The organism is Rhodococcus sp. 06-1474-1B, from assembly GCF_002258885.1.
GTDB lineage: Bacteria > Actinomycetota > Actinomycetes > Mycobacteriales > Mycobacteriaceae > Rhodococcoides > Rhodococcoides fascians.
Map to the genome: position 1 here is coordinate 96596 of NZ_NOYR01000023.1, position 23380 is coordinate 119975.

At 64.5% G+C, this 23380-nt stretch carries 26 protein-coding genes, 1 tRNA gene and 1 other RNA gene; 19 read left to right on the forward strand and 9 right to left on the reverse strand.

The window, feature by feature from the left end:
* Positions 1 to 46: 46 nt before the first annotated feature.
* The gene (locus CH266_RS10645; protein ID WP_094715271.1) at positions 47 to 610 is read right to left on the reverse strand and encodes a transglycosylase family protein; all 564 of its coding nucleotides are present in this window, start codon (positions 608 to 610) and stop codon (positions 47 to 49) included.
* Between the two features lie 501 nt (positions 611 to 1111).
* On the opposite strand from CH266_RS10645, the gene CH266_RS10650 reads away from it, so the two are divergent.
* Positions 1112 to 1188 (forward strand) — tRNA-Met (locus CH266_RS10650).
* A gap of 105 nt (positions 1189 to 1293) precedes the next feature.
* Positions 1294 to 1806 (forward strand): putative immunity protein, encoded by a 513-nt coding sequence (locus CH266_RS10655; RefSeq protein ID WP_032391566.1) that lies wholly within the window; start codon positions 1294 to 1296, stop codon positions 1804 to 1806.
* A 2-nt stretch (positions 1807 to 1808) separates the two neighbouring features.
* Here the strand turns inward: CH266_RS10655 and CH266_RS10660 are convergent, their stop codons facing one another.
* Entirely contained in the window at positions 1809 to 2369 is a 561-nt protein-coding gene (locus tag CH266_RS10660; RefSeq protein WP_094735034.1) for a hypothetical protein, read from the reverse strand.
* 65 nt (positions 2370 to 2434) lie between these two features.
* Positions 2435 to 2623, reverse strand: coding sequence for a hypothetical protein (locus tag CH266_RS10665; protein WP_032366331.1), 189 nt, complete (start codon positions 2621 to 2623; stop codon positions 2435 to 2437).
* A gap of 192 nt (positions 2624 to 2815) precedes the next feature.
* On the opposite strand from CH266_RS10665, the gene CH266_RS25375 reads away from it, so the two are divergent.
* A complete protein-coding gene (locus tag CH266_RS25375) occupies positions 2816 to 2989 on the forward strand; it encodes a hypothetical protein (RefSeq protein WP_155288460.1) in 174 nt (57 codons plus the stop codon).
* Here the strand turns inward: CH266_RS25375 and CH266_RS10675 are convergent.
* The 4 genes from CH266_RS10675 to CH266_RS10690 form a co-directional block, all read right to left on the reverse strand.
* On the reverse strand, positions 2962 to 4242 hold the full coding sequence (locus CH266_RS10675; RefSeq protein ID WP_255175886.1) for an RNA polymerase sigma factor: 1281 nt from the start codon (positions 4240 to 4242) through the stop codon (positions 2962 to 2964). The genes CH266_RS25375 and CH266_RS10675 overlap by 28 nt on opposite strands.
* A 16-nt stretch (positions 4243 to 4258) precedes the next feature.
* Positions 4259 to 4603 (reverse strand): YciI family protein, encoded by a 345-nt coding sequence (locus CH266_RS10680; protein WP_094715495.1) that lies wholly within the window; start codon positions 4601 to 4603, stop codon positions 4259 to 4261.
* Positions 4604 to 4787: 184 nt separating this feature from the next.
* On the reverse strand, positions 4788 to 6008 hold the full coding sequence (locus tag CH266_RS10685; RefSeq protein ID WP_032366333.1) for an acyl-CoA dehydrogenase family protein: 1221 nt from the start codon (positions 6006 to 6008) through the stop codon (positions 4788 to 4790).
* 44 nt (positions 6009 to 6052) lie between these two features.
* Positions 6053 to 7462, reverse strand: a complete 1410-nt coding sequence (locus tag CH266_RS10690) for an acyl-CoA dehydrogenase family protein (protein WP_032366564.1) — start codon at positions 7460 to 7462, stop codon at positions 6053 to 6055.
* Between the two features lie 144 nt (positions 7463 to 7606).
* On the opposite strand from CH266_RS10690, the gene CH266_RS10695 reads away from it, so the two are divergent.
* The gene (locus CH266_RS10695; RefSeq protein WP_094695466.1) at positions 7607 to 7975 is read left to right on the forward strand and encodes a DUF1304 domain-containing protein; all 369 of its coding nucleotides are present in this window, start codon (positions 7607 to 7609) and stop codon (positions 7973 to 7975) included.
* Between the two features lie 45 nt (positions 7976 to 8020).
* On the opposite strand, the gene CH266_RS10700 is transcribed toward CH266_RS10695, so the two are convergent.
* Together CH266_RS10700 and CH266_RS10705 are read right to left on the reverse strand one after the other, a co-directional pair.
* A complete protein-coding gene (locus CH266_RS10700) occupies positions 8021 to 8812 on the reverse strand; it encodes an inositol monophosphatase family protein (protein WP_094715274.1) in 792 nt (263 codons plus the stop codon).
* Positions 8813 to 8871: 59 nt separating this feature from the next.
* Positions 8872 to 9363 (reverse strand): beta-class carbonic anhydrase, encoded by a 492-nt coding sequence (locus CH266_RS10705; RefSeq protein ID WP_094715496.1) that lies wholly within the window; start codon positions 9361 to 9363, stop codon positions 8872 to 8874.
* Positions 9364 to 9565: 202 nt separating this feature from the next.
* On the opposite strand from CH266_RS10705, the gene prfB reads away from it, so the two are divergent.
* From prfB to CH266_RS10780, 15 genes are all read left to right on the forward strand, one after another.
* Entirely contained in the window at positions 9566 to 10678 is a 1113-nt protein-coding gene (gene prfB, locus CH266_RS10710) for a peptide chain release factor 2 (protein WP_027496571.1), read from the forward strand.
* A gap of 3 nt (positions 10679 to 10681) precedes the next feature.
* Entirely contained in the window at positions 10682 to 11581 is a 900-nt protein-coding gene (locus CH266_RS10715) for a mechanosensitive ion channel family protein (protein WP_027496572.1), read from the forward strand.
* Complete coding sequence (locus tag CH266_RS10720; protein WP_094715275.1) at positions 11578 to 12027, forward strand: hypothetical protein; 450 nt, start codon at positions 11578 to 11580, stop codon at positions 12025 to 12027. Before CH266_RS10715 ends, CH266_RS10720 begins: the two co-directional genes overlap by 4 nt.
* A gap of 86 nt (positions 12028 to 12113) precedes the next feature.
* On the forward strand, positions 12114 to 12803 hold the full coding sequence (gene ftsE, locus CH266_RS10725) for a cell division ATP-binding protein FtsE (RefSeq protein WP_027496574.1): 690 nt from the start codon (positions 12114 to 12116) through the stop codon (positions 12801 to 12803).
* A gap of 66 nt (positions 12804 to 12869) precedes the next feature.
* On the forward strand, positions 12870 to 13775 hold the full coding sequence (ftsX, locus tag CH266_RS10730) for a permease-like cell division protein FtsX (RefSeq protein ID WP_057474129.1): 906 nt from the start codon (positions 12870 to 12872) through the stop codon (positions 13773 to 13775).
* Between the two features lie 83 nt (positions 13776 to 13858).
* Positions 13859 to 14332, forward strand: coding sequence for an SsrA-binding protein SmpB (gene smpB, locus CH266_RS10735; protein ID WP_027496576.1), 474 nt, complete (start codon positions 13859 to 13861; stop codon positions 14330 to 14332).
* 8 nt (positions 14333 to 14340) lie between these two features.
* Entirely contained in the window at positions 14341 to 15195 is an 855-nt protein-coding gene (locus CH266_RS10740) for a DMT family transporter (protein WP_072692108.1), read from the forward strand.
* Positions 15196 to 15226: 31 nt separating this feature from the next.
* A complete protein-coding gene (locus CH266_RS10745; RefSeq protein ID WP_255175887.1) occupies positions 15227 to 16687 on the forward strand; it encodes an SDR family NAD(P)-dependent oxidoreductase in 1461 nt (486 codons plus the stop codon).
* A 65-nt stretch (positions 16688 to 16752) separates the two neighbouring features.
* Positions 16753 to 17123: a transfer-messenger RNA gene (ssrA, locus tag CH266_RS10750) on the forward strand.
* Between the two features lie 116 nt (positions 17124 to 17239).
* Positions 17240 to 17932, forward strand: coding sequence for an alpha/beta fold hydrolase (locus tag CH266_RS10755; protein ID WP_094715277.1), 693 nt, complete (start codon positions 17240 to 17242; stop codon positions 17930 to 17932).
* Positions 17911 to 19197: an NAD(P)/FAD-dependent oxidoreductase gene (locus CH266_RS10760; protein WP_201010647.1), complete on the forward strand. Its 1287-nt coding sequence runs from the start codon at positions 17911 to 17913 to the stop codon at positions 19195 to 19197. The genes CH266_RS10755 and CH266_RS10760 overlap by 22 nt, the downstream gene beginning before the upstream one ends.
* Positions 19188 to 19967 carry a DUF1365 domain-containing protein gene (locus CH266_RS10765; RefSeq protein ID WP_094715278.1) on the forward strand — a complete coding sequence of 260 codons (780 nt, stop codon included), beginning with the start codon at positions 19188 to 19190 and terminating at the stop codon, positions 19965 to 19967. Before CH266_RS10760 ends, CH266_RS10765 begins: the two co-directional genes overlap by 10 nt.
* Positions 19964 to 21265 (forward strand): SAM-dependent methyltransferase, encoded by a 1302-nt coding sequence (locus tag CH266_RS10770; RefSeq protein WP_094715279.1) that lies wholly within the window; start codon positions 19964 to 19966, stop codon positions 21263 to 21265. Before CH266_RS10765 ends, CH266_RS10770 begins: the two co-directional genes overlap by 4 nt.
* Entirely contained in the window at positions 21262 to 22587 is a 1326-nt protein-coding gene (locus tag CH266_RS10775; RefSeq protein WP_094715280.1) for a class I SAM-dependent methyltransferase, read from the forward strand. The genes CH266_RS10770 and CH266_RS10775 overlap by 4 nt, the downstream gene beginning before the upstream one ends.
* 56 nt (positions 22588 to 22643) lie before the next feature.
* Entirely contained in the window at positions 22644 to 23375 is a 732-nt protein-coding gene (locus tag CH266_RS10780; protein WP_094715497.1) for a DUF1295 domain-containing protein, read from the forward strand.
* Positions 23376 to 23380 lie beyond the last annotated feature (5 nt).

Sequence of the window (23380 nt, forward strand, 5' to 3'; positions counted from 1 at the left end):
ATCCACTGCGAGCGGAACGAGGCAGTTCTAGCGAACTGCCGGTGAATCAGCGTCCGATGGGCGCGAGCACTGGAGCGTTCGCAGCAGCGAAGTGCTGGAACTGGGTGCTCAGGCCGTACTGGTCGGCGAGCTTGGATGCTGCATCGAATGCGCCCTGAGCGGCCTGTGTAGCTGCTGCGACCTCGGGTGCGACGGCAGGCGCGGGGGCCGGTGCCGGTGCTGCCTGAGGAGCCGGTGCCGGTGCTGCTTCGGGCTCGGCTGCCGAGGTGCCGGTGGTCAGCTGCTGACCGCAGACGGGCCACGCGCCCGGTCCCTGGCTCTGCAGGGTGTTCTCCGCGACGCGGATCTGCTCGGCCTTGGAGGCGTTGGCCGGGGAGCCGGTTCCGCCGTTGGCCGTCCAGGTGCTCTGCGAGAACTGCAGGCCGCCGTAGTAGCCGTTTCCGGTGTTGATGCTCCAGTTGCCACCGCTCTCGCACTGTGCGACGCCGTCCCAGTTGTGGGGGGCTGCGTTGGCGGTTCCGGCAGAAACGCCGAGCGGAATGGCGACGGCTGCGCCGGCGATGGCGGCCAATCCGAGTGCGCGCTTACCGAAGTTGTTCTGAGTGGTCATGCGGGGTGAATCCTCTCCGCGCTCGACTGGCGCGACTGGCCTGCGAATCGTTACGCCGGTGGTGATGGCGATGACGACCAGGCACTTCGTATCGTCGCGGCTCTGCCCCCGTACGTATTGGGGACCACACCCGCGGGGCAGAGCGAAAGAAGCGGCGGGGTGGTGCAAGCCCAGCGGTTTAGGGCCGTCCGTGAAGGTAGTCGAGGATTCACTCACCGTCACTGAGCGGATATGGGATGCGACCCGTCCACATAGTGGGATCGGCCCCCTTGTTCGTGCAGCTCGAGCCGCATTGTGGCGGGAATGTTTCACCTTCGTGACCCGACCGTTATGTGACTCGAAACACGCAAGAAAAGAGACCCGGAGCACTATTTCGAGGGGCTGCGAACGTGCTGTTCGGGTCGGCTCGGCCGTGCGTCGAGCCTGATCGGCTGGACCGAGCACCCCGTGGTCACGTGATTTGCATTCGTCGTACACGCAGGGGTAACTTCGTAGATGCAACGCGGGGTGGAGCAGCTCGGTAGCTCGCTGGGCTCATAACCCAGAGGTCGCAGGTTCAAATCCTGTCCCCGCTACCACTCGAAAAGCCCGAGGCCACACGGTCTCGGGCTTTTTTGTGCTCTGATAGCCATCGTGCAATCACATTGGACTGCCCGATGCCAGTGCGAAGAGGGCGACCGAGGATGATCCTGCCCGCTGTTCGAGATCCCCGGCTCGTCACGGCCCGGCGCGGGGGACTGCTGTCCGACGACGATCATCGGGCCCTGGCGCTCTGGGCTGCTGCCTGTGCCGAACACGTGCTGCCCCTGTTCGAGAGCTCGGTTCCGTCGGACGCCAGACCGCGGGAAGCCATCGACGGGATCGGCGCGTGGGTACGCGGTGAGCTGCCGATGATGGAGACCCGCGCCCTCGGCGGACACGCGATGGGCGCAGCGCGTCCCCTTCGCGGAGCGGCTCGATTCGCCGCCTACGCCGCAGGCCAGGCCGCATGCGTGGCGCACGTGGCCGAACACGACCTCGGAGCAGCGGCATACGCCATCAAGGCAGTTCGAGCTGCGGCACCGTCGTCGAGCGCAACCGCCGCGGCGTATGCGGAAAATGAGTGGCAGAGGGAACAGCTGCCGGACAGCGTGCGGGCTCTGGTGTTGGAGGACCAGCACAGGAGAAACAGCATCTGCTGGTACGTGTTCGAGTAGATCTACAGAACCGTGACCGTGAAGGACTGGGTGTCGACGACCAGAGCGCGAAGATCGTGCGGCCTCAGCTGATCTGCGGCAAACAGTGACGTATCGGGACGAAACCGGATCGTGGTACCGGTCCGATCCGTAGGGGCAGTCGACACCAATTCGGTGGCGGGCAACCCGTGCTGGTATCGACGGGTCCACGAGCCCTCACTGCGACGGTTGGTGTGCTCGAGCACGTCCGACAGCGCTGCAACAGTCGACATTCCGCGGCGGGCATGTCCGTCCGCCAACAGCACGGGCTCCAGCCGGTCGAAGAATCGAACATCTGCAGTGCTCACAACGGGCTTGCGAATTGCGAGTCCGCGGTCGAACTGTGTGTCGGTACCTCGTCCGAGGTCCGTTACATCGATCGTGCCGTCCGAGTCGAACGTGATGGTCGCGTGACCGCCTCCCTGATCCTCGGCTTCGTCCACCGCATACGCGAGGACTTCGAGAACCAGGTGCAGCACTCCACCCGGCGCGTACTCACCGGGGCGGCTTCTGATTTGCGAGAGGTGATCTCGATCGACGTCCATCGACCAGTCGTGCGTCGTGGTGGACCAAGTGCTTCGGCCGGACACGGAGGGGTCGGGCACCGACGTCAGTCCGAGACCTGCTCCCGTGCATCGTCGCTGGTGACGATGTCATCGTCGTCGGTGGTCGCAGCATCCTCCGGCTCGTCTGCGGTGAGGTCGACGGTGTCCGCGCCCTCGAGAGCCGTCAGTTCCTGTTCTGCCTCTGCGATGAGGCCCTTTGCATTCTCTTCGACCTTCTTGATCCACTCGGCCATGACTGTCACCCTTCGCTCGATCGTCTACCACCGGTCTACCAGACTCGAGCCCTCTAGGATCATCGGTGTGCGAATGAAGACCCCACGACTGGTTCTCGACGAGCCTGCAGATGCAGATCTCGACGCGCTGTACGAGATCTGCAGTGATCCGCAGTCGAGTGCGCGTACCGAACTCGGCCCGAAATGCCGGTCGTGGCATATCTTCTCGAACACAACCTCTCCTCCGCTCGCGTGGCAGAGCGCGCCGGCCTGAAGCTGGTATCCCGTGGACCCGATATCGGCAACCCCGATCCCGAGGCCATCCGACTGGTGTACGCAGAGCGACCGCTGACGGCCGATCAGGTGGATGCTGTGCTGTCCGCCTGATCCCGTGCGTCGGCAACCTCGGCCAGTCGTCTTCTCAGCAAACGCTTCTCCGGTGCCGTTCGCGCGAAATCCAGTGCTCTCCGGTAGTGCACGGCGGCCTCGTCCATCCGGCCCAGTCGGTGCAGCAGATCGGCCTTCGCCATCGCGAACGGGTGGTACCGGCGCAGGACCGGCTCAGCGGCGATGGCGTCCAACAACTCGAGCCCGGCCTCGGGCCCTTCGGTCATTGCGACGCCGACGGCCCGGTTGAGCGCGACCACCGGTGATGGTGTGAGTGCCATCAACACGTCGTACAGGGCCACGATCTGAGGCCAGTCCGTGCCCGCGGCGTCAGCAGCCTCGTCGTGTAATGCCGCGATGGCGGCCTGAACGGAGTACGGGCCGGCCGGCCCGCGGGTCAGGGCCTCGCTCACGAGTTCCGTTCCCTCAGAGACGAACGCGGCATTCCATACGCGCCGGTCCTGATCGGCCAACAGCACGATCTCGCCGTGTTCGTCGATCCGGGCGCGGCGTCTGGCGTCGGTCAGCAACATCAGCGCCAGCAAGCCGGTCACCTCGGACGTGCCCGGCAGAGCCGCGTGCAGAACTCTGCCCATACCGATCGCTTCGTTCGAAAGATCGACGCGTCCGACTCCATCGCCGGATGTCGCCGAGTACCCCTCGGTGAAGATGGAGTAGACGACCTCGAGCACCATCGGCACTCTTTCCGCCAGCTCGTCCGGTCCTGGAACGCGAAACGGAATGCGACCAGTGCGAATCTTGTTCTTGGCCCGCACTATTCGCTGTGCAGCCGTGGCAGGAGGGATGAGCAGTGCGCGCGCCACCTCTGCTGTGGACAGACCCGCGAGACACCTCAGCGTCAGGGCGAGTCGGTCCTGGGCAGCAAGAGCCGGGTGGGAGCACGTGAAGAACAACTGGAGGCGATCGTCGGGCACACGATCGTCGAGCGCATTCGAGCCGGACGGGTTGTCGCGGTCCGAGTCGATCTGCAGTACGGCCATTTTCGCAGCCAGTGTCTCATCGCGTCGGAGGCGGTCGACTGCCTTGCGCCGGGCTGTGGTGAGCAACCAGGCCCCTGGCTTGGTCGGTATGCCATCGATCGGCCAATGCTTCAGAGCGGCCTCGATGGCATCCGACGTCACCTCCTCGGCGAGGTCGAGGTCACGGTAGCGCTGCACCAACGACGCGAGCAGCATCGAGCGCTCGGCACGGAAGACCGATGCGATCGTTCGACTGACCTCGACCTCGCTCACCCAACGATCCCGCGCGTCAGAATTCTGCGAGCGGGCGCACGACGACGGTGCCGCCGTCCTTGGAGCCGGGGCAGCGGGCCGCCCACTCGAGCGCTGCATCGAGGTCGGGAACGTCGATGACGTCGTAACCCCCGAGTACCTCGTGCGACTCGGCATACGGGCCGTCCGTAACGGTACGTTCGCCCGTGCTCGGATCGACGCGTACCGCGGTAGCAGTGGTCAAGTCGGCCAGCGCGTGCCCGGCAACGTAGACCCCGGCCTCCTTCAGTTCCTTCTCGTACGTCATCCAGTCCTCCATACTGCTGCAGCCGGGTGCAGCACCGGGGGAGGTGTCGGCGTTGATCAACAGGATGTACTTCATGGTGCGCTCCTTGGCTCGGTACCTCGGTGTCGCGGCGCGATTCGCCGTACACGAAGACGACGATCGAGACATCACGATATCGACACCGACCCTCGACATTTCTTTCAAGCGCACGAAAGCGGCACCGGACGCACAGTCCGGTGCCGCTTGTCGATCACGTGCCGACTCGATGACGAGCCACTGCTTACTTCAGCTCGGCCGAGGACTTTCCGAGTACGCGACGGGCAACGATCAGCTGCTGGATCTGCTGCGTGCCCTCGAAGATGTCGAGAATCTTGGAGTCACGGCTCCACTTCTCGAGCAGCGGGCGCTCGGAGTAGCCGTAGGTACCGGCCAACTCGACTGCTTTGAGGGTGATGTCCACTGCGGAGCGTCCGGCCTTCGCCTTCGACATCGACGCCTGCAGCGAGTTGGGCTCCTTGTTGTCGGCCATCCATGCCGCGCGCAACGCGAGCAGGTGCGCGGCTTCCCAGTCTGCTTCGAGTCGCAGGAACTCTGCGGCCGCCGCGTGCTGGTTGTAGGCGGGAGTCTCGTACGAGATGTCGACTCCGGCATCGACCAGGATCGACCGCAACTCTTCCAGTGCGGCACGGGCGACGCCGATCGCCATACCCGCAACCAGAGGGCGAGTGTTGTCGAACGTCTGCATGACGCCCGCGAAGCCCTTTTCGACGTTGACCTCGGCGGTGCCGAGCAGGTTGTCCTTCGGGATGCGGCAATCCTCGAGCAGCAGGGCTGCGGTGTCGGACGCCTTGATGCCCAGCTTGTGCTCGAGGCGGGCAACCGACAGGCCCGGAGCGTCACGCGGGACGACGAACGACTTGATGGCCGCGCGGCCGAGAGACTTGTCGACCGTTGCCCACACCACGATGTGGGTGGAACGCTCACCGGCGGTGACGTAGATCTTCTCGCCGTTGAGCACCCACTCGTCGCCGTCGAGGACAGCGGTGGTGGTAACTGCTGCGGAGTCCGAGCCGAAGCTGGGCTCGGTGATGGCCATCGAAGCCCACACCTTGCCGAAGCGCTCGAGCTGCTCGTCGGTGGAAACCGCGGCGATAGCGGAGTTGCCGAGTCCCTGGTACGGGATCGACAGCGTGAGGCCGACGTCGCCCCAGCAGGTCTCGATGACGTTCACCAGAGCGGACATGTTGCCGCCGTTGGAGTTCGCGGTCTTGCTGGGCTTGGCCGACTCGCTGTCCTTCTCACGGCCACCGGCCGCTCCGCCGATTTCGCCACCGGCGTCGGACATGCCTTCGACCATGGACGCCATGGTGTCGAGCTCCACCGGGTACTCGTGCTCGGCGAGGTCGTACTTGCGGGAGATGGGGCGGAAGATCTCGGCAGCGACCTGGTGAGCCTGATTCGCCTGCGCCCGAAGCTTCTTGGGAAGTTCAAGATTGATCATCGTGTGTGTCCTTGGGTGAGTGCCATGGAATTCGGGGCGGCGAGCTAGATGAGAACGATGCCTTCGGCGACGCCGACGGACCGTAGATCGCGGTACCAGCGCTCGACCGGATGTTCCTTGGTGAAGCCGTGTCCACCGAGCAACTGCACACCGTCGGAGCCGATCTGCATTCCCTTCTCGGACGCCAGGCGGCGTGCGAGGGCCGATTCACGAGTGAACGACAGGCCTTGCTCGGCTCGCGACGCGCCACGCAGCGTGACCAACCGCATGCCGTCGAGCTCGATCGCGATGTTGGCAACCATGAAGGCCACGGCCTGGCGATTACTGATCGGCTCGCCGAACGCGACGCGCTCGTTGACGTAGGGAACGACGTAGTCGAGTACGGCCTGGCTCGTACCGACGGCCAAGGAGGCCCAGCCCAGACGGGCCAAACCGATGGCGGCGCTGTACTCGGCGGCGCGCTGGTCGGCGTCACCATCACCGAGCAGAGCCGACTCGGGCACTGCCACGTCGGTGAGGATCAGGCGACCCAGGCCCGCGGCGCGCAGACCCATGCTCGGATCCGCTTCGACGACGAGGCCCTTGGAGTCGGACTCGACGATGAAGAAAGTCGGGCGACCTTCGAGTTCCGCCGCGATGACGAACAGCTCCGAGCTGCCGGCCGCGGGTACGAGGCTCTTGACTCCGTTGAGCTTGTATCCGCTGGGCGAGCGCACTGCCTTGGTCTGCAGCGCGTACGGATCGAACAGTGCGCGGGGCTCGTTGACGACCACTGCTGCGTTCGGCACCTTCTCGCCGACGAATGCCGGAAGGTACGTCTTCTGCTGCGCATCCGTTCCCCACTGAGTGAGGGCGACAGCGACACCGCTGGGCGCGAGGATCGGCAGGGCCAGGCCCATATCGCCGTGGGCGAGCGCCTCGGCGACGAGGGAATTGGTGACCGCACCGCGCTCGCTGGCGGCACCGTCGAGCTCCTCGGGGACGTTGATGAGCGTGATGCCGAGTTCGGCGGATCGGCGGACCAGGTCCTCGGGCGAGGAGGCGTTGTGATCGGCCTCGAAGGCGGCCGGCCGGAGGATTTCCTCGGCGAACTCCTTGACCGTTTCGACGATCATGCGCTGCTCGTCGTCGGGGGTCAGGTCGAAGTAGCTCAGGTTCTTCGCGGCACCGTCGTCGAGACGCTTGGGCTTGCCGCCTCCGGTGACCTTGGCGAACGTACGGTTGGCAGCGCCGAGGGTCTTGAACCCGGTCTTGGTGCTCTCGTACGTAACGCGGTCGATCGTCTGTCGAAGGTTGTACTTCTCCGCCAGTTCGGACCCGGTGATGGCCGTCAGAACGCGCATGGCGGTTCCGATCGCATCTCTCTTGAACGGGTTGAGGCCAACCGCAGAAGTATCGCGGGGCACCTTGGGGGCCTTCGCGTCGACCACACTGTCTTGCTTGCTCATGATCACCAGTTCCTCGGCGTCGGGCACGGACTTCACAGATCTTACTCCCGAGTAAGTTAGCTGTCTACTGTCGAGTAAGTACTGGTGGCGCACGACACCGTGGCGGGTCTTTCGTATCCTGCGTCGTACCGATGTGACAGGCTGTTTCCTGTGCATCCGATAGCTCAGGTCTTCGCCGCCCTCGCCGCGGTACTCCATGTCGTCATCTTCGTCATGGAAAGCGTGCTCTGGTCCAAGCCGGCCGTGTGGGCGAAGTTCGGTGTCGCCAGTCAGAACGACGCAGACATCACCAAACCGATGGCCTTCAATCAGGGGTTCTACAACCTGTTTCTCGGCATCGGCATCGTGGTCGGCCTCATCGTGGGCGGTTCGGCCGGCGACGCGATCGTCTACTTCGCATGCGCCAGCATCGTCGGCGCGGCTCTGGTACTCGCCACCGGCGGAGCGAAGTACTTCCGGCCCGCGTTCGTGCAGGGAATCACTCCGCTCCTGGCCCTGGTCCTGGCCGCAGTCCTCTGACTCCGCGCTGCTCTCACGGTCCGTCTCCGGTGAGTGCCGACCGAATCACACAGCGGGGGAGAGGCGGCCGAGGATGTCCTGGTGCAGCAGCCCGTTCGTGGCTACCGCGCTCCCGCCGTGCGGCCCGACGCGTCCATCGAGCGAGGTGAACGTCCCGCCCGCCTCGCGCACCAGAACATCGAGTGCCGCCAGATCCCACAGGGAGACCTCCGGCTCGGCGGCGATGTCGAGGGCTCCTTCGGCGAGCAGGCAGTAGGAGAAGAAGTCGCCGTAGGCGCGGACTCGCCACACGTCATCGGTCAGTCCGACAAAGCGGTCTCTGGTTCCGAGGTCGGCCCAGCCGGACAGGCTGGAGAAACTCAGACTGGACGCGGCCAGTGAATCGACTTTCGACACGTTGATTCGACGGGCGGCTTCGTCGCCGACGCTCGTCCACGATCCCAGCTGCTCGGCGGCCCACCATCGGCGATGCAGCGCCGGGGCGCTGACCACTCCGACTGCGGGGACGCCGTCCTCGAGCAGCGCGATCAGCGTTGCCCACACGGGTACGCCGCGCACGAAGTTCTTGGTGCCGTCGATCGGATCGACGACCCATTGGCGGCCGCTGAACGTAGCCGTGCCACCGAACTCCTCGCCGAGCAGAGCATCGTCGGGACGCTCCGAACCGAGCTCCGCCCGAATCATCGTTTCCACGGCCAGGTCTGCGTCGCTGACCGGTGTGAGATCCGGCTTCGAGTCCACCGTCAGGTCCATGGCGAGGAATCGTCCACGGGTGATGACGTCGGCTTCGTCGGCGAGCCGGAGGGCGAGATGCAGATCGGCAGAGTAGTCGGTCACCGCAGAAGACTATCGCCGCGCACGGGCCTATTCGTACGCGGCAATATGGGTGGCCGGGCCTATCCGGTGACTTCGTTCAACTTTCCGGTGGCAACATCGAAGACGAACCCGCGAAGCGACTCGTGCTTCGTGACGAACGGGCTGAGCTCGATGCGCGCCAAGGACTGCCGAACGTCGCGGTTCAGATCGGGGAACGATTCGGCAGCCCAGTTGGGCTTCAGACCCGTTTCTTCCTGGAGGTCGTTCTTGAACTCGTCGTCGGTGAACGTGAGCATGCCGCAATCGGTGTGGTGGATCAGAATGATCTCCTTGGTGCCGAGTAGACGCTGGCTGATGGCCAGAGAACGAATCTCGTCGTCGGTGATCACCCCACCCGCATTGCGGATCACGTGTGCTTCCCCGTCGGCCAGGCCGAGAATCCGGTAGACGTCGAGCCGGGCGTCCATGCACGCGACCACCGCGATGTGCTTCGACGGCGGCAGCGGTAGGGGACCGTCGAATTGGGCGGCGTATGCTTTGTTGTTCTCGAGGTACTGGTCGGTGGCGGTCATACGAGACTCCTCTGTCCATCGAATGTCGCTGGCACCGTGCGGCGGCAGGGATGTCGACGTGCGCATATGCCGACTCGTCGAAAGCTAACAGCGGACGAGGTGCCCGAACAGGGTTCGAATCAGCACGGTTCGAACCCCTGGATGACCATGCGTCTTCGGGGGCGGTCGGGGACGGGTTCGTGTGCCGGTAACCTTGACTCTCGTGCATCCCGACGTTTCTGCAGACCTCGCCGAGCTCGACACCACTCTGTCCACAGTCGAGTCCGTTCTCGACGTCGAGGAGCTGCGGCGACGCATCGACGAGCTGGAACATCAGGCCGCCTCACCCGACCTGTGGAACGACCAGGAACACGCTCAGCAGGTGACCAGTCAGCTCTCCCATGCGCAGGCCGAACTGCGCCGCGTCGAGGAGCTCCGGCAGCGGCTCGAGGACATGCCGGTTCTGTACGAGTTGGCCGAGGGCGAAGAGGGCGAGGCCGCCGCATCCGCCACCGCTGACGCCGACGCCGAACGCGCCTCGCTCCGAGAGGACATCGCTGCCATGGAAGTTCGAACGCTGCTGTCCGGTGAGTACGACGCCCGCGACGCCCTCGTGAACATTCGCTCCGGTGCCGGCGGAATCGACGCCGCCGACTGGGCGGAAATGCTCATGCGCATGTACATCCGCTGGGCCGAGAAGCACGGGTACGGCGTCGAGGTCTACGACACGTCCTACGCCGAAGAGGCCGGAATCAAGAGCGCGACGTTCGCCGTCAAGGCGCCGTACACCTACGGAACGCTGTCGGTCGAGCAAGGTACGCACCGGCTCGTCCGGATCAGCCCGTTCGACAACCAAGGTCGACGCCAGACGTCGTTCGCGGAGGTCGAGGTGCTTCCGGTCGTCGAGACCACCGACCACATCGAAATCCCCGAGAACGACATTCGGGTCGACGTCTATCGCTCGTCCGGGCCAGGTGGGCAGTCGGTCAACACCACCGACTCCGCCGTCCGGTTGACGCATATTCCTACCGGAATCGTCGTGACCTGCCAGAACGAGAAGTCGCAGCTGCAGAACAAGGTGTCGGCCATGCGCGTGCTGCAGGCCAAGCTGCTCGAGGTCAAGCGCAAGGAAGAGCGGGCCGAGATGGACGCGCTCAAGGGTGACGGCGGCAGCTCCTGGGGTAATCAGATGCGCTCGTACGTGCTGCACCCGTACCAGATGGTCAAAGATTTGCGTACCGAGTACGAGGTCAACAATCCGTCTACTGTTCTCGATGGAGACATCGACGGCTTCCTGGAATCGGGAATTCGCTGGCGAATGCGAGGGGAGCAGTAACCGATGACGGCCTGGCTCAACGTGACGCCCGAGGTCAAGCTCAACGGCCTCGGAATCGTGCTGTACATCCTCGGCGGGCTACTGGCCGCGCGGTTCGTCACGTGGACCGGATCTCGAATCACTGCCCGCATCGACCAGAACTACCAGCACAGCGACGCGCTCGTCCGGTCGGAGGCCGCCAAACACCGTCATGCCCTGGCTCAGGTCATCACCTGGGTGCTGGTCACGCTCATCTACATCCTGGTCACCATCGAGGTGCTGCGCCGGTTCGGCTTCGGGGTCGGTGGACTCGTGGCACCCGCAACTGTCATCGGTGCAGCCCTCGGCTTCGGTGCTCAGCGCGTGGTGCAAGACATCCTGGCCGGCTTCTTCATCATCACCGAGCGCCAGTACGGCTTCGGTGACGTGGTGCAGATCGCCGTCAACGGCTCCGCCGAGGATGCCGAGGGCACCGTCGAGGACGTCACGCTCCGAGTGACGCGGGTCCGTAGCGTCGACGGCGAGGTCATCACCGTGCCGAACGGGCAGATCGTCAAGGCGATCAACCTGTCCAAGGATTGGGCTCGCGCCGTCGTCGACGTTCCGGTCCCCAGTACCGCCGATCTGACTCAGGTGAATGCGCTGCTGCGCGCGGTCGGCCGCGATGCGTTCGCAGATTCACACTTGCGTCCGCTCCTACTCGACGAACCGACCGTGATGGGCGTGGAGAGCATCGAGGTGGGGCAGGTCAACGTGCGCTTGGTCGCGCGGACGTTGCCGGGCAAGCAATTCCAGGTGGGACGAGAGCTGCGTGTGAGAGTTGCCGCTGCGCTGCAGCCCGAGGGCATCAACGTTGCCCCCGACGTCAGCACGGCCGGAGTTGCACCGGAATCATCGGGACGAGATCGAACGGAAGACCAGTGAGTACACCCGATACCGGAACCGAACGCTCGCAACGAAACTGGCGGCAGTGGCGCATTCCGGCCAAGATCTACGGCCGCGTCCGAACCTCCACCGTGGCGTTCGGAATCTGCTTCGTGCTCACCGCTCTGCTGTACGGGCAGGTCAGCGCAGATATCGCCGAGAGGAACGGGGAAGCGGTTCAGGGGCCGGTTGCGGTGAGCCCGGACGAGCTCACGCAACCGAGCGAATCGCAGACGTACGTACCGACCCCTTCCCGTCTGTCGACCACTACTACACCCAGCACGACCACCGAGCCGGAGTCGTCGACGAGCGCCGACGACACCGGTACCCAGTCGACGACGACCACCGCCCCGCCGACCACGACGACTGCCCCGTTCGGCGTGCCCATCCCGCCGGCGATTCAGTCGCTCATCCCGTCCCGGCCTGCACCGACGTCGTCGCGCTGACGCACTCTTTACCGGCTCTCGGGACTCGCCGCGGCACCCGCTCGCTTCCGGCGGTTACCGGCGGGTAAGGACTACACTGGCGACCCGTGATCAGCACCTCGAATGTGTCCAAGTCCTACAAGACCTCGACCAGGCCCGCTCTGGACAAGGTGACGGTCTCCATCGACAAAGGCGAGTTCGTGTTTCTGATCGGGCCCTCGGGTTCGGGTAAGTCGACATTCATGCGCTTACTGCTCAAGGAAGAGACGCCGACGTCCGGCGATATCCACGTAGCGGATTTTCACGTCAACCGGCTCGCTGCTCGTCGCGTCCCGCGGCTACGACAGAGCATGGGGTGCGTGTTCCAGGACTTCCGACTGCTGCAGCAGAAGACCGTGGTGGAAAACGTCGCGTTCGCGCTCGAGGTGATCGGCAAGCCTCGATCGATGATCAAGCGCACTGTTCCCGAGGTGCTGGATCTGGTGGGACTCGGCGGCAAGTCCGACCGTCTGCCCAACGAGTTGTCCGGTGGTGAGCAGCAGCGTGTGGCGATCGCCAGGGCGTTCGTCAATCGACCGCTGGTGCTGCTCGCCGACGAGCCGACCGGAAACCTCGATCCGGACACCAGCCAGGACATCATGCTGCTGCTCGAGCGCATCAATCGCACCGGAACCACCGTGCTGATGGCGACCCACGACAACCACATCGTCGATTCCATGCGTCGACGCGTCGTGGAACTGGACAACGGACGAGTCGTTCGTGACGAGGCCCGAGGGGTCTACGGCGTCGGCCGCTGACGCCGACCACCGAACTCGACCGCTCAGACTTCTCGACCGAACGAATCGAAGGGCTCGGATTCCGCGATGCGCGCAAGTTTCATCTTCAGTGAGGTCTTCACCGGGCTTCGCCGCAACATCACCATGACGATCGCCATGATCTTGACGACCGCTATTTCCCTCGGTCTGTTCGGCGGCGGATTGCTCGTGGTGCAGATGGCAGGAAAGACCCAGCAGATCTTCCTCGACCGGGTGGAGGTGCAGATCTTCCTCACCGACGACATCTCTGCCACCGACGCAGACTGTGCCCAGGAGACGTGCGCTACGTTGCGCTCGGATCTCGAGAACACACCCTCCGTGGTCTCGGTGCAGTACCTCAACCGCGAGGACGCGGTGAAGGATGCGACCGAGCGAGTGTTCAAGGACCAACCCGAACTGGCCGAGTTGGTCAGTGCCGACAGTTTCCCGGCCTCGTTCAAGGTGCGTCTGAGCGACCCGGAGCGATTCGGAGTGATCAACGACAACTTCGAGAACCGTCCGGGTGTGCAGAGCGTGCTCAACCAGCGAGACCTGGTGGAGCGGTTGTTCAGCGTCCTGAACGGAGTACGCAACGCAGCGTTCGCGATTGCCACCGTGCAGGCGATCGCTGCGATCCTCCTGATCGCCAACATGGTCCAGATCGCTGCGTTCACCAGACGAACCGAGGTCGGAATCATGCGGCTGGTCGGTGCCACCCGGTGGTACACCCAGCTGCCGTTCCTCCTCGAAGCCGTGGTCGCAGCTCTGATCGGTTCGGCGCTGGCGATTGCCGGGCTGTTCACCGCGAAGAACATGTTCATCGACGACGTCCTCTCCGACGTCTATCAAGCCAATATTCTGGCCCGGATATCGAACAGTGACGTGCTGTTGGTCTCGCCGTTCCTGGCACTCGTCGGAGTGGGAATGGCGGCGGTCACCGCCTACATCACATTGCGCCTCTACGTGCGCGAATAAATTCGGTTGCCGATCGGTTCTATGCTGGAGCGGTTGCCGATGAGGCGGCGTCACGCATCGAACGCTCGAGAAAGGGCCCTGCAGTGAGAGAGAAGGGCCGCAAGGCCATTGCGACCAATCGCAAGGCACGGCACAACTACTCCATACTCGACGTCGTCGAGGCCGGAGTCGCGCTCGTCGGCACCGAGGTCAAGAGCCTGCGCGACGGCAAGGCCTCCCTCGTCGACGCCTTCGCGACCGTCGACGACGGCGAGATCTGGCTGCGCGGGCTGCACATCGCGGAATACACACTCGGAAGCTGGACCAACCACGCGCCGCGTCGAAACCGCAAACTTCTTCTCCATCGTCGCGAGATCGACCGCCTGGCCGGGAAGGTCAAGGAGGGAAACCTGACGTTGGTGCCGCTGTCGATGTACTTCTCGGACGGCAAGGTCAAGGTCGAACTGGCGTTGGCCAAGGGCAAGCAGGACTACGACAAGAGGCAGTCGTTGGCCAAGCGCACCGCCGAACGCGAAGTCACTCGTGAGCTCGGGCGTCGAGTGAAGGGCATGCGCTGACCGCTGTCCTGCTCGCTCTGGTAGCTGCCGTGGGCTACGGGGTGAGCGATTTCGTCGGCGGTGTCGCGTCCCGTCGAGTCGCAGCCCTGCGGGTGGTCATCGTGTCCTACCCGCTGTCGCTCGTCATCGTGTTGCTCGTCGCTCCGTTCGTCGGCGGGACCATCGAACTCCCCGCGATGCTGTGGGGCCTGGCGTCGGGTGTAGCGGGCGGCGTCGCCGTGTGGTGGTTCTATCTGGCGCTCGCGGCCGGGCCGATGGCTGTGGTGTCCCCGGTGACGGCTGTGTTGGTCGCCGGGATCCCGGTTCTGGTCGGGTTGTCGATGGGTGAGCGTCCCGGCGTCATCGCCTTCGTGGGCATCGCCGTTGCCCTGGTGGCCGTCGTGCTGGTCAGCAAGGAGTCACCGGACGAGGTGACCGGCGAGGTCGCGGGCGGCCGCGACATGAAGTTCACCCGCACCGTGGCCTGGCTTACGGTCGGGTCGGGTGTGACGTTCGCCTTCGCCTTCATCTTCCTGCATCAGATCGGTGACGGCAGTGGGCTGTGGCCCCTCGCGGCGTCCCGCGCATCGGCCACCGCGGTGGTCTGGGCCGTGGCGTTGGCGTCGGGGCATTTCGCACCGCCCCACGGCAGCGTGCTCAAACTTGCCGCGTTCGTCAGCGTGCTCGACGTGGTCGCCAACGCCGCGATGATCTACGCGTACGAGGGCGGTCTGCTGTCGTTGGTGAGCGTCATCGCCTCGCTGTATCCGGCTGCGACGGTGTTGCTGGCGATGGTGATGCTCGGCGAACGGGTCGGCGCACTACAGAAGGTGGGAATGGCGTTGGCGCTCGGGGCAATCGCGATGATCGCGCTCGCGGGTTGAACTTGCCCGCGCACGGGTAATGAACCCGTTTATGACTGCTTCCGGTTCTACCTCCGATGTCCCCACATCCGAGAACGCGTCGTCTCGGCCGCGTGTGCTGGTCACCGGTGCCACGGGATACCTGGGCGGTCGTCTGGCACCGCGTCTGCTGGAAGAGGGCTACCGGGTTCGCGTATTGGCCCGGACCCCGAGCAAGCTCGACAACGTTCCGTGGGCGGCGGACGTCGAGATCGTCCAGGGTGACCTGAGTGATCGGGAGTCGCTGAAGGAGGCGCTCAGCGACGTCGACGTCATGTACTACCTGGTGCACTCGATGGGCACCGCGGGCCATTCCGATTTTGCCGACACCGAACGCGACAGCGCCGAGAACGTAGCCACCGTCGCTGCGGATTGCGGCGTCGGTCGCATCGTGTACCTCGGTGGCCTGCATCCGCCGACGGGAGAGCTGTCGCCACACCTGAAGTCACGCGCCGAGGTCGGGCGTATTCTGATCGAGTCGGGTGTCCCGACGATCGTGCTGCAGGCGGGCGTCGTCATCGGGTCCGGTTCGGCCTCGTTCGAGATGATTCGCCACCTGACCAATCGGTTGCCGGTGATGACCACCCCACGGTGGGTGCACAACCGTATTCAGCCGATTGCCGTACGCGACGTGCTGCACTATCTCATCGGGGCCGCGAGCGCTCCGGTCACCGAGTCCCGCACGTACGACATCGGCGGGCCGGACGTCATGCAGTACGGCGAGATGATGAACATCTACGCCGACGTGGCCGGTCTGCGCCAGCGTCGCATCATCGTGCTGCCGGTGTTGACGCCTCGCCTGGCCGGTCACTGGATCGGGTTGGTGACGCCGATTCCGCGCGGATTGGCGATGCCGCTCATCGAATCGTTGCAGTACGACGCCGTCGGTCACGAAATGGATATCGACGCCGTCGTTCCACGTCCGGCCGAAGGCTTGACGGGCTACCGAGATTCGGTGCGGCTGGCTCTACGCAAGATCGACGACGGCGAAGTCGAGACACGGTGGACCGACGCCACCGGAACTGCGGCCCCGTCGGATCCGCTTCCCTCCGACCCTGATTGGGCTGGAGAGGTCGTCTACACCGATACCCGGGTGGCCCGAAGCGGCGCGCGTTCGAGCACCATTCGGCCCGCGCTCGAACGATTGGCCGACGCCGAGGTGCTCGCCGATTGGCACCGTGACGCCACGGGGCCGGATGCGTCCGCCTCGGGAACCGAACACACCACCCGGCTGAAGTCGTCGCGACGGCTGCCAGGAGAGGCGTGGTTGGATCTCACGGTCGGTGGCACCGCCAAGCAGCCGACGATCGAACAGCGACTCGTGTTCTTTCCTCGCGGATTGGCCGGGCGAGCCGTGTGGTACGCGTCGTTGCCCGTACGCAGGGCCGTTGCTCGTCGAATGCTGCGGACAGTAGTGGATCGAGTCGAGTCCGACGCCGGTGCAGCCGCGGCGCAGGGACCTGCCGGCCGTTAACGGGATGAATATGGCCGATCGACGCGTTACACTGAACAGCCCGGACACGGTGTTCGGGAACATACGGGGCTGAACGGTTTCGACTTTGTATGTTGAGTCAGGGGAAGCGTGTCGGTGCAGGCGAGAGACCACCGTAAGCGTCATCGCAACCTTATAAGCGCCGATTCCAATCAGCGCGACTACGCACTCGCTGCCTAAGTAGCGACTGCGTGTCTGTCAGTCCGGGTTTGCCCTCGGCCCGGGTACTGGCATCAGCTAGAGGGCTCACCGATTCATCCGGCCGCGGGATGATGAGGAACATCAAACAGTGGCTGGGATCGTCATCCTGACTTGTTCGCGAGATCAGGAGATCCAAGTAGAGGCATAGCGGACTGCACACGGAGAAGCCCTGGCAATGCAGCAGAGGACCCGGGTTCGATTCCCGGCAGCTCCACTGTGAAGGCCGGGCCGAGAGACTTTCTCTCGGCCCGGTCTTTTTTTGTGTCGGACACCTCACAAACACTGTTGTCGACCCGGTCCCACCCGGAGGGGGCTCGGTGCCGAATAGAGGGCATGAGAAACCAGCGGACCCCAGTTCTCTACGCGGGGAAGCGGCTGTCGTCGCCGTCGATGGTGGTATTGGTTCTGAGCGGTGGCAAGGACGTGAGTCGCGCGCGCAGCAGGCCGTGGCACCTGGCGGGGTTGAGAATGTGGCCCTTCACCTGGACGCTTCGGCGGGCCGGACAAAGCCGCGATATTTCGGTCCAACAACTGCGATATCGGTTCCGCGGCTGGAACGCCCCCGAACGGACGCCGGTAGAGGACGCGCGGTGGGCGCTGCGCCGCATTCGTGACCGCAATCCCGGAGTTCCTGTGGTCGTGGTGGGGCACTCGATGGGCGGGCGCACAGCTGCTGCGCTGATCGACGACCCGTCGATTGCGGGTGTCGTTGCGCTTGCTCCGTGGTGGCCGCAGGGTACGGAGGCCGACGGATTCGACGAGAATCGCACGCTGCTCGTGGTGCACGGAACTGCCGACCGGTGGACCGACGCGCGAACCTCCCGTCGTGCGACCGAACGCGCGATGGCGAACGGTGCCGACGCCGAATATCTCTCGGTGCCTGGAGGCCATTTCATGCTGCGTGATCCGCGCGTGTGGTCGCGCGTCACTCGTGACTTCGTTCTCCGTATCGCCGACGAGTCAAGGGCGCGAGCCGATTCGAGCGAATCCGGTGCGTCGACGGGCTGCAGGGGAGAATCGTCGTGACCCGCCGTGTCGCCGTCGTGGGCAGCGGGGTGGCCGGCCTCACGGCGGCATACGCGCTGTCCAAGAACTCGTCGGTGACGTTGTACGAGGCCGACTCTCGGCTCGGCGGCCATGCGGACACCCACTTCGTGGACGGCCCCGGTGGTCCGGTGGGCGTCGACACCGGGTTCATCGTGCACAACGACCGCACGTATCCGACGCTGCTCCGTCTGTTCGACGAGCTCGACGTGCCGACGCAGGATTCGGACATGAGCATGTCCGTTCGGTGCGACGGCTGCGGGCTCGAATACTCGGGCGGACAGGGAATGCGGGGCATTCTCGCGCAGCGGACCGCGGTCCTCCGGCCTCGCTTCGTCTCGATGCTGCTCGACGTCAAGCGATTTCATCGTCTGGCGACCGAGCTACTCGAGCGCGAGGACGCCGCGGACACCGAGACGACGCTCGCTCAATTCTTGGAGCAGCACTCGTTCTCCGCATACTTCGAATCCCACTTCATGACACCGTTGGTGTCCGCGGTGTGGTCGTGCGATCCGGACACTGCTCTCGCCTACCCGGCTCGCTACCTGTTCACTTTTCTCCGCCACCACGGAATGCTCACCGTCACAGGATCTCCCACCTGGCGTACCGTCACCGGCGGGTCGATCGAATACGTTCGTCGGGTTGCGGAGCACATCGACGAGGTGTTGCTCGACAATCCGGTACATGCTGTCTACCGGTCCGGGGATTCGGTGCAGATCCGGGACGGCCACGACGACCTGCGCACGTTCGACGCCGCCGTGATCGCAGTCCATCCCGGTGCCGCGCTGAAGATGCTCGCGGAGCCGACTGCGCTCGAACACAGCGTTCTCGGAGCTATGCCGTATTCGGTCAATCACACTGCACTGCACACCGACTCGTCGGTGCTGCCACGAAACATCAGAGCGAGAGCGTCGTGGAACTACCACCTGCCGTCCTGTAGCGCCAAACCCGATCGAGTTCTGGTCAGCTACGACCTGACGAGGTTGCAGCGATTGGGTGACAGCGATCGAAGGATGCTGGTCACCCTCGGGGGAGCAGATCGCATCGACCCGAACACGGTGCTCGACGAGATGACCTACGAGCACCCGCAGTACACCCCCGAATCCGTCGCAGCGCAGCGTCGGCTGCCCGAATTGGACACCGATACGGTGTCGTTCGCCGGGGCGTACCACGGGTGGGGATTCCACGAGGACGGTGCGTTGTCCGGAGCGCGCGCCGCGCAACGGGTGGGGGCCTCGTGGCTCTGACGTCGGTTCTGCCGAACACCCGGGCGCACGGGGCGGCGCTGTATCTCACTCGGATCGATCACGTCCGACGAGCACCGATACGAAATACGTTCTCGTACAAGAGCTACAGCTGGTTCGTCGACCTCGACGCACTTCCCGAACTGCCGCGGATCCTGCGGCCACTCGCTTCATTCGATTCCCGCGACCACATGGGTGACCCTGGTGCCACCATTCGCCAGAACGTCGATGCCTTCGTGGCAGAGAGCGGAATCGATCTCGGCGGCGGTCGCATCACGATGTTGGCCAGCGCGCGGGTGTTCGGGCACACGTTCAACCCATTGACTGTGTACTGGTGTCACGACCGCGACGGAGACCTCGGCTGCGTGGTGGCCGAGGTGCACAACACCTACGGCGAGCGATACCGGTATCTGTTGGACACCGGTCGTCACGGCGAGGCACGGACTGCCAAAGAGTTCTACGTCTCACCGTTCAACGACGTCGACGGCGAGTACTCCATGCAGCTGCCCGAGCCGGACGCCACACTCCGGCTGTCGATCGTCCTCGAACGTCTCGGCCACCCTCCGTTCGTGGCGACCGTCGTCGGCCGTCGCCGCCAGGTGACGACGCGATCGATTCTTCGTACCGCACTCGAGATCCCGATGGCACCGCTGCGAGTGGTGATACAGATTCGCTGGCAGGGCATTCGGCTCTGGGCGCGGGGTCTGAAGATCGTGCAGAAACCTGCCCCTCCGGGGGCGCGGAGAGTTCAGAAGGAAGGAGCTCACAGATGACAACGGTGTCTCGAACCGATTCCGTGTCGCACCCGTCCGGTGCCGGGCCGCGCCCGCTCGTCGATCCTCGGGTCTGGCCCCAGATCGCCCACGTTCCCGGTGGCGTGAAAGTTGCGGTCGCCGCGCCCGTTGCCGACTTTCTCTTCCGTCGTGCGGTCGCGGGATTGCAGGTCCGAGTCGCGATGCCGGACGGCACAGTGATCGGGGCCGGATCGTCCGACGCACCGTTGATGACGGTCTATCGGCCACACGACTTCGCCGCGCGCGTCGGCGACAGCGGCCTCATCGGATTCGGTGAGGCATACATGGCCGGAGACTGGGATGCCGAGGATCTCACCGCTGTGCTCGAGGTCTTCGCTCGTCGAATGGCGTCGCTGATTCCCGAGTCCTTGCAGCGGCTCCGTGGGCTCTACGTCCCGAAACCTCCACGGAGTGAGCGCAATACGACGAAGAACACACGATCGAACATCTCGCGTCACTACGATCTGTCGAACGACCTGTTCGAGCTCTTCCTCGACGAGACCATGACCTACTCGAGTGCGTTGTTCGCCGGATCGGGACCCGACGACAGCATGGAGCTTGCCGACGCCCAGCGCCGAAAGATCGACCGGCTACTCGATCGCGCAGGCGTCGGCGAAGGAACCAGGGTCCTCGAGATCGGCACCGGATGGGGCGAGCTGGCTATTCGGGCGGCCGCTCGCGGTGCGACGGTCCGGTCGGTGACACTGTCGGTGGAGCAGCAGGAGCTCGCGCGGAAGCGTTGCGCGGCAGCGGGATACAGCGAGCGAGTACAGATCGATCTCCTCGACTACCGGTTGGTGGACGGCCAATACGACGCCATCGTGTCGGTCGAGATGATCGAGGCCGTCGGTCATCAGTACTGGGCAACCTATTTCAAGACGATCGATGCACATCTGGCACCGGGCGGACGCGTGGCGATCCAGGCCATCACCATGCCGCACGACCGGATGCTGGCCACCCGCAATACGTACACGTGGGTGCACAAGTACATCTTTCCCGGCGGGTTCCTGCCGTCGGTGCGGGCCATCGAGGAGGTGACCGAGCAGCACACCTCGCTTCGGGTTCGCGAGCGCCTGTCCATGGGTGATCACTACGCGCGAACCCTGGCCCTGTGGGACAGTCGCTTCCGTGAATACCGCAGCGAGGCACATGGTCTCGGGTTCGACGAAGTATTCGCGCGAATGTGGCACTTCTACCTCTGCTATTCGGAGGCCGGATTTCGATCCGGGTACCTCGATGTTCAGCAGATCGTGCTCGATCGAAGGGACGACCGATGACCACCTCGACAAGTACCGTGGACCGGACCGATCGCAGCGTCGGTGTTGCACACCGAATTGCCGAGTTGATGGAACCCCTGGTGGGTGGCCCGCTTCCCGTCCGGCTGCAGGCGTGGGACGGATCCGTTGCCGGCGACGCCCTGGCACCGAAAGTGATGTTGCGGAGCCCCAGCGCTCTTCGTCGATTGCTGTGGAGCCCCGGTGAACTCGGTGCTGCGCAGGCGTACGTCACCGGGGAGTTGGACGTCGACGGCGATCTTGCCGCGGCTCTCGATCATGTCTGGGGTGTGGTCCGTGAGCGCCGGCTCTCGGCAGTACGACCGGGGCCGGCATCGTTACTGCGGCTGGCGCGGCTGGCCAAGGATCTCGGCGTGTTCGGCCGCCCACTACCGCCACCCGCGTCGCAGGCCTCGGTGAAGGGGCGGCTGCACTCGTTGCTTCGCGACCGCGCTGCGATCAGCCACCATTACGACCTGTCGAACGACTTCTACGAACTGGTCCTCGATTCGCACATGGCGTACTCGTCGGCGTACTGGACCTCGAATTCGCCGGATTACACCCTCGATAATGCCCAGCGCGACAAGCTCGACCTCGTGTGCCGAAAGATCGGGCTCGACAAACGATCCGGGCAACGGTTCCTCGACGTCGGCTGCGGCTGGGGGTCTCTCAGCCTGCATGCGGCACAGGAATACGGAGCGCAGGTCGTCGGAGTGACCATCTCACGCGAACAGAAAGCCTTCATCGACAAGCGAATCGCCGACCGAGGACTGCAGGACAACGTCGAGATCCGAATCCAGGATTATCGGGAGATTCCGGACGGGCCCTTCGACGCGGTGGCGTCGATCGAGATGGGTGAGCATGTGGGGGAGGCCAATTACCCGACCTACACCGCCGCACTGCACACCAACGTCAAGCCGGGTGGGCGAGTACTGATCCAGCAGATGTCGCGAAGAGAAGGCGACAACCCCGGCGGCGGGGCATTCATCGAATCGTTCATCGCGCCCGACATGTTCATGCGCCCGGTCGGGCGGACCGTGGCCATGATCGAGGAGGCCGGACTCGAGGTTCGCGACGTCCATGCTCTGCGGGAGCATTACGTGCGGACCGTCGATGTCTGGACGGAGCGCTTCGAGGCGCGGTACGGCGAGGTGGTGGCCATGGTCGGGGAGGAGGTCGCTCGCGTCTGGCGGCTGTACCTGATCGGCGGGGGAATGGCATTCCGGGACAACAGGATGGGCGTCGACCAGATCTTGTCCGTTCGCCCGGTCGACGGGTCGTCCAGGATGGAACCGGTCCGCCCGGTGTGGGTGGCCGCGCGGTGAATTGGTCCGACTTCTTCACCGTGTCACTGGCGAGTCTCGGCGGTACCGCTGTCCTGATGATGGTCACCGCCCTCGTCGGTGCCCGTATCGGACGACACAATGTCGTGGATGTGACGTGGGGTGGCGGCTTCGTTCTGATCGCGCTGATCTCCGCTGCGACCGGAACCGGTGATCTGTGGCGACGACTCCTGCTGGTCGTGCTCGTCGGAGTGTGGGGGCTTCGTCTTGCGCTGCACATGGTGCAGCGCTCACGCGGACACGGTGAGGATCCGCGGTACACCGAGCTGCTGTCCAAGGCCACCGGCAACAGAACCTGGTATGCCCTGCGGAAGATCTATCTGACGCAGGCGGTTGCGCTGTGGTTCGTGTCCCTTCCACTGCAGGTATCCGCCGTTTCACACGGATCGGTTCTACCCGTCGTCGTACTCGGCGTAGTGGTCTGGCTACTCGGATGGACGTTCGAGGCAGTGGGCGACGCGCAATTGAAGGCGTTCAAGGCCGACGCGTCGAACAAGGGCAAGATCATGGACCGAGGTCTGTGGTCCTGGACGCGGCATCCCAATTACTTCGGCGACTCGGCAGTGTGGTGGGGACTGTTCCTCGTCTCGGCCTCGGCGTGGCCTGGGGTGTTCACGATTCTGTCGCCTGTCGCGATGACGTACTTCTTGGTGTTCGCCACCGGGGCTCGGCTGTTGGAACGGAGCATGGAGAAGCGTCCGGGGTATCGCGAATATCAGCAGCGAACCAGCTATTTTCTGCCGCGGCCACCGAAACGGCAGAGCAAGTAGCTCGC

Bases quoted from the DNA above. Each gene is read 5' to 3' on its own strand.
- CH266_RS10755 (WP_094715277.1), top strand. From the start codon at position 17,240: ATGAGAAACCAGCGGACCCCAGTTCTCTACGCGGGGAAGCGGCTGTCG.
- CH266_RS10780 (WP_094715497.1), top strand. From the start codon at position 22,644: ATGATGGTCACCGCCCTCGTCGGTGCCCGTATCGGACGACACAATGTC.
- CH266_RS10660 (WP_094735034.1), bottom strand. From the start codon at position 2,369: ATGGACGTCGATCGAGATCACCTCTCGCAAATCAGAAGCCGCCCCGGT.
- CH266_RS10645 (WP_094715271.1), bottom strand. From the start codon at position 610: ATGACCACTCAGAACAACTTCGGTAAGCGCGCACTCGGATTGGCCGCC.
- CH266_RS10685 (WP_032366333.1), bottom strand. From the start codon at position 6,008: ATGATCAATCTTGAACTTCCCAAGAAGCTTCGGGCGCAGGCGAATCAG.
- CH266_RS10770 (WP_094715279.1), top strand. From the start codon at position 19,964: ATGACAACGGTGTCTCGAACCGATTCCGTGTCGCACCCGTCCGGTGCC.
- CH266_RS10775 (WP_094715280.1), top strand. From the start codon at position 21,262: ATGACCACCTCGACAAGTACCGTGGACCGGACCGATCGCAGCGTCGGT.
- CH266_RS10705 (WP_094715496.1), bottom strand. From the start codon at position 9,363: ATGACCGCCACCGACCAGTACCTCGAGAACAACAAAGCATACGCCGCC.
- CH266_RS10745 (WP_255175887.1), top strand. From the start codon at position 15,227: ATGACTGCTTCCGGTTCTACCTCCGATGTCCCCACATCCGAGAACGCG.
- CH266_RS10665 (WP_032366331.1), bottom strand. From the start codon at position 2,623: ATGGCCGAGTGGATCAAGAAGGTCGAAGAGAATGCAAAGGGCCTCATC.
- ftsX (WP_057474129.1), top strand. From the start codon at position 12,870: ATGCGCGCAAGTTTCATCTTCAGTGAGGTCTTCACCGGGCTTCGCCGC.
- CH266_RS10655 (WP_032391566.1), top strand. From the start codon at position 1,294: ATGATCCTGCCCGCTGTTCGAGATCCCCGGCTCGTCACGGCCCGGCGC.
- CH266_RS10715 (WP_027496572.1), top strand. From the start codon at position 10,682: ATGACGGCCTGGCTCAACGTGACGCCCGAGGTCAAGCTCAACGGCCTC.
- CH266_RS10680 (WP_094715495.1), bottom strand. From the start codon at position 4,603: ATGAAGTACATCCTGTTGATCAACGCCGACACCTCCCCCGGTGCTGCA.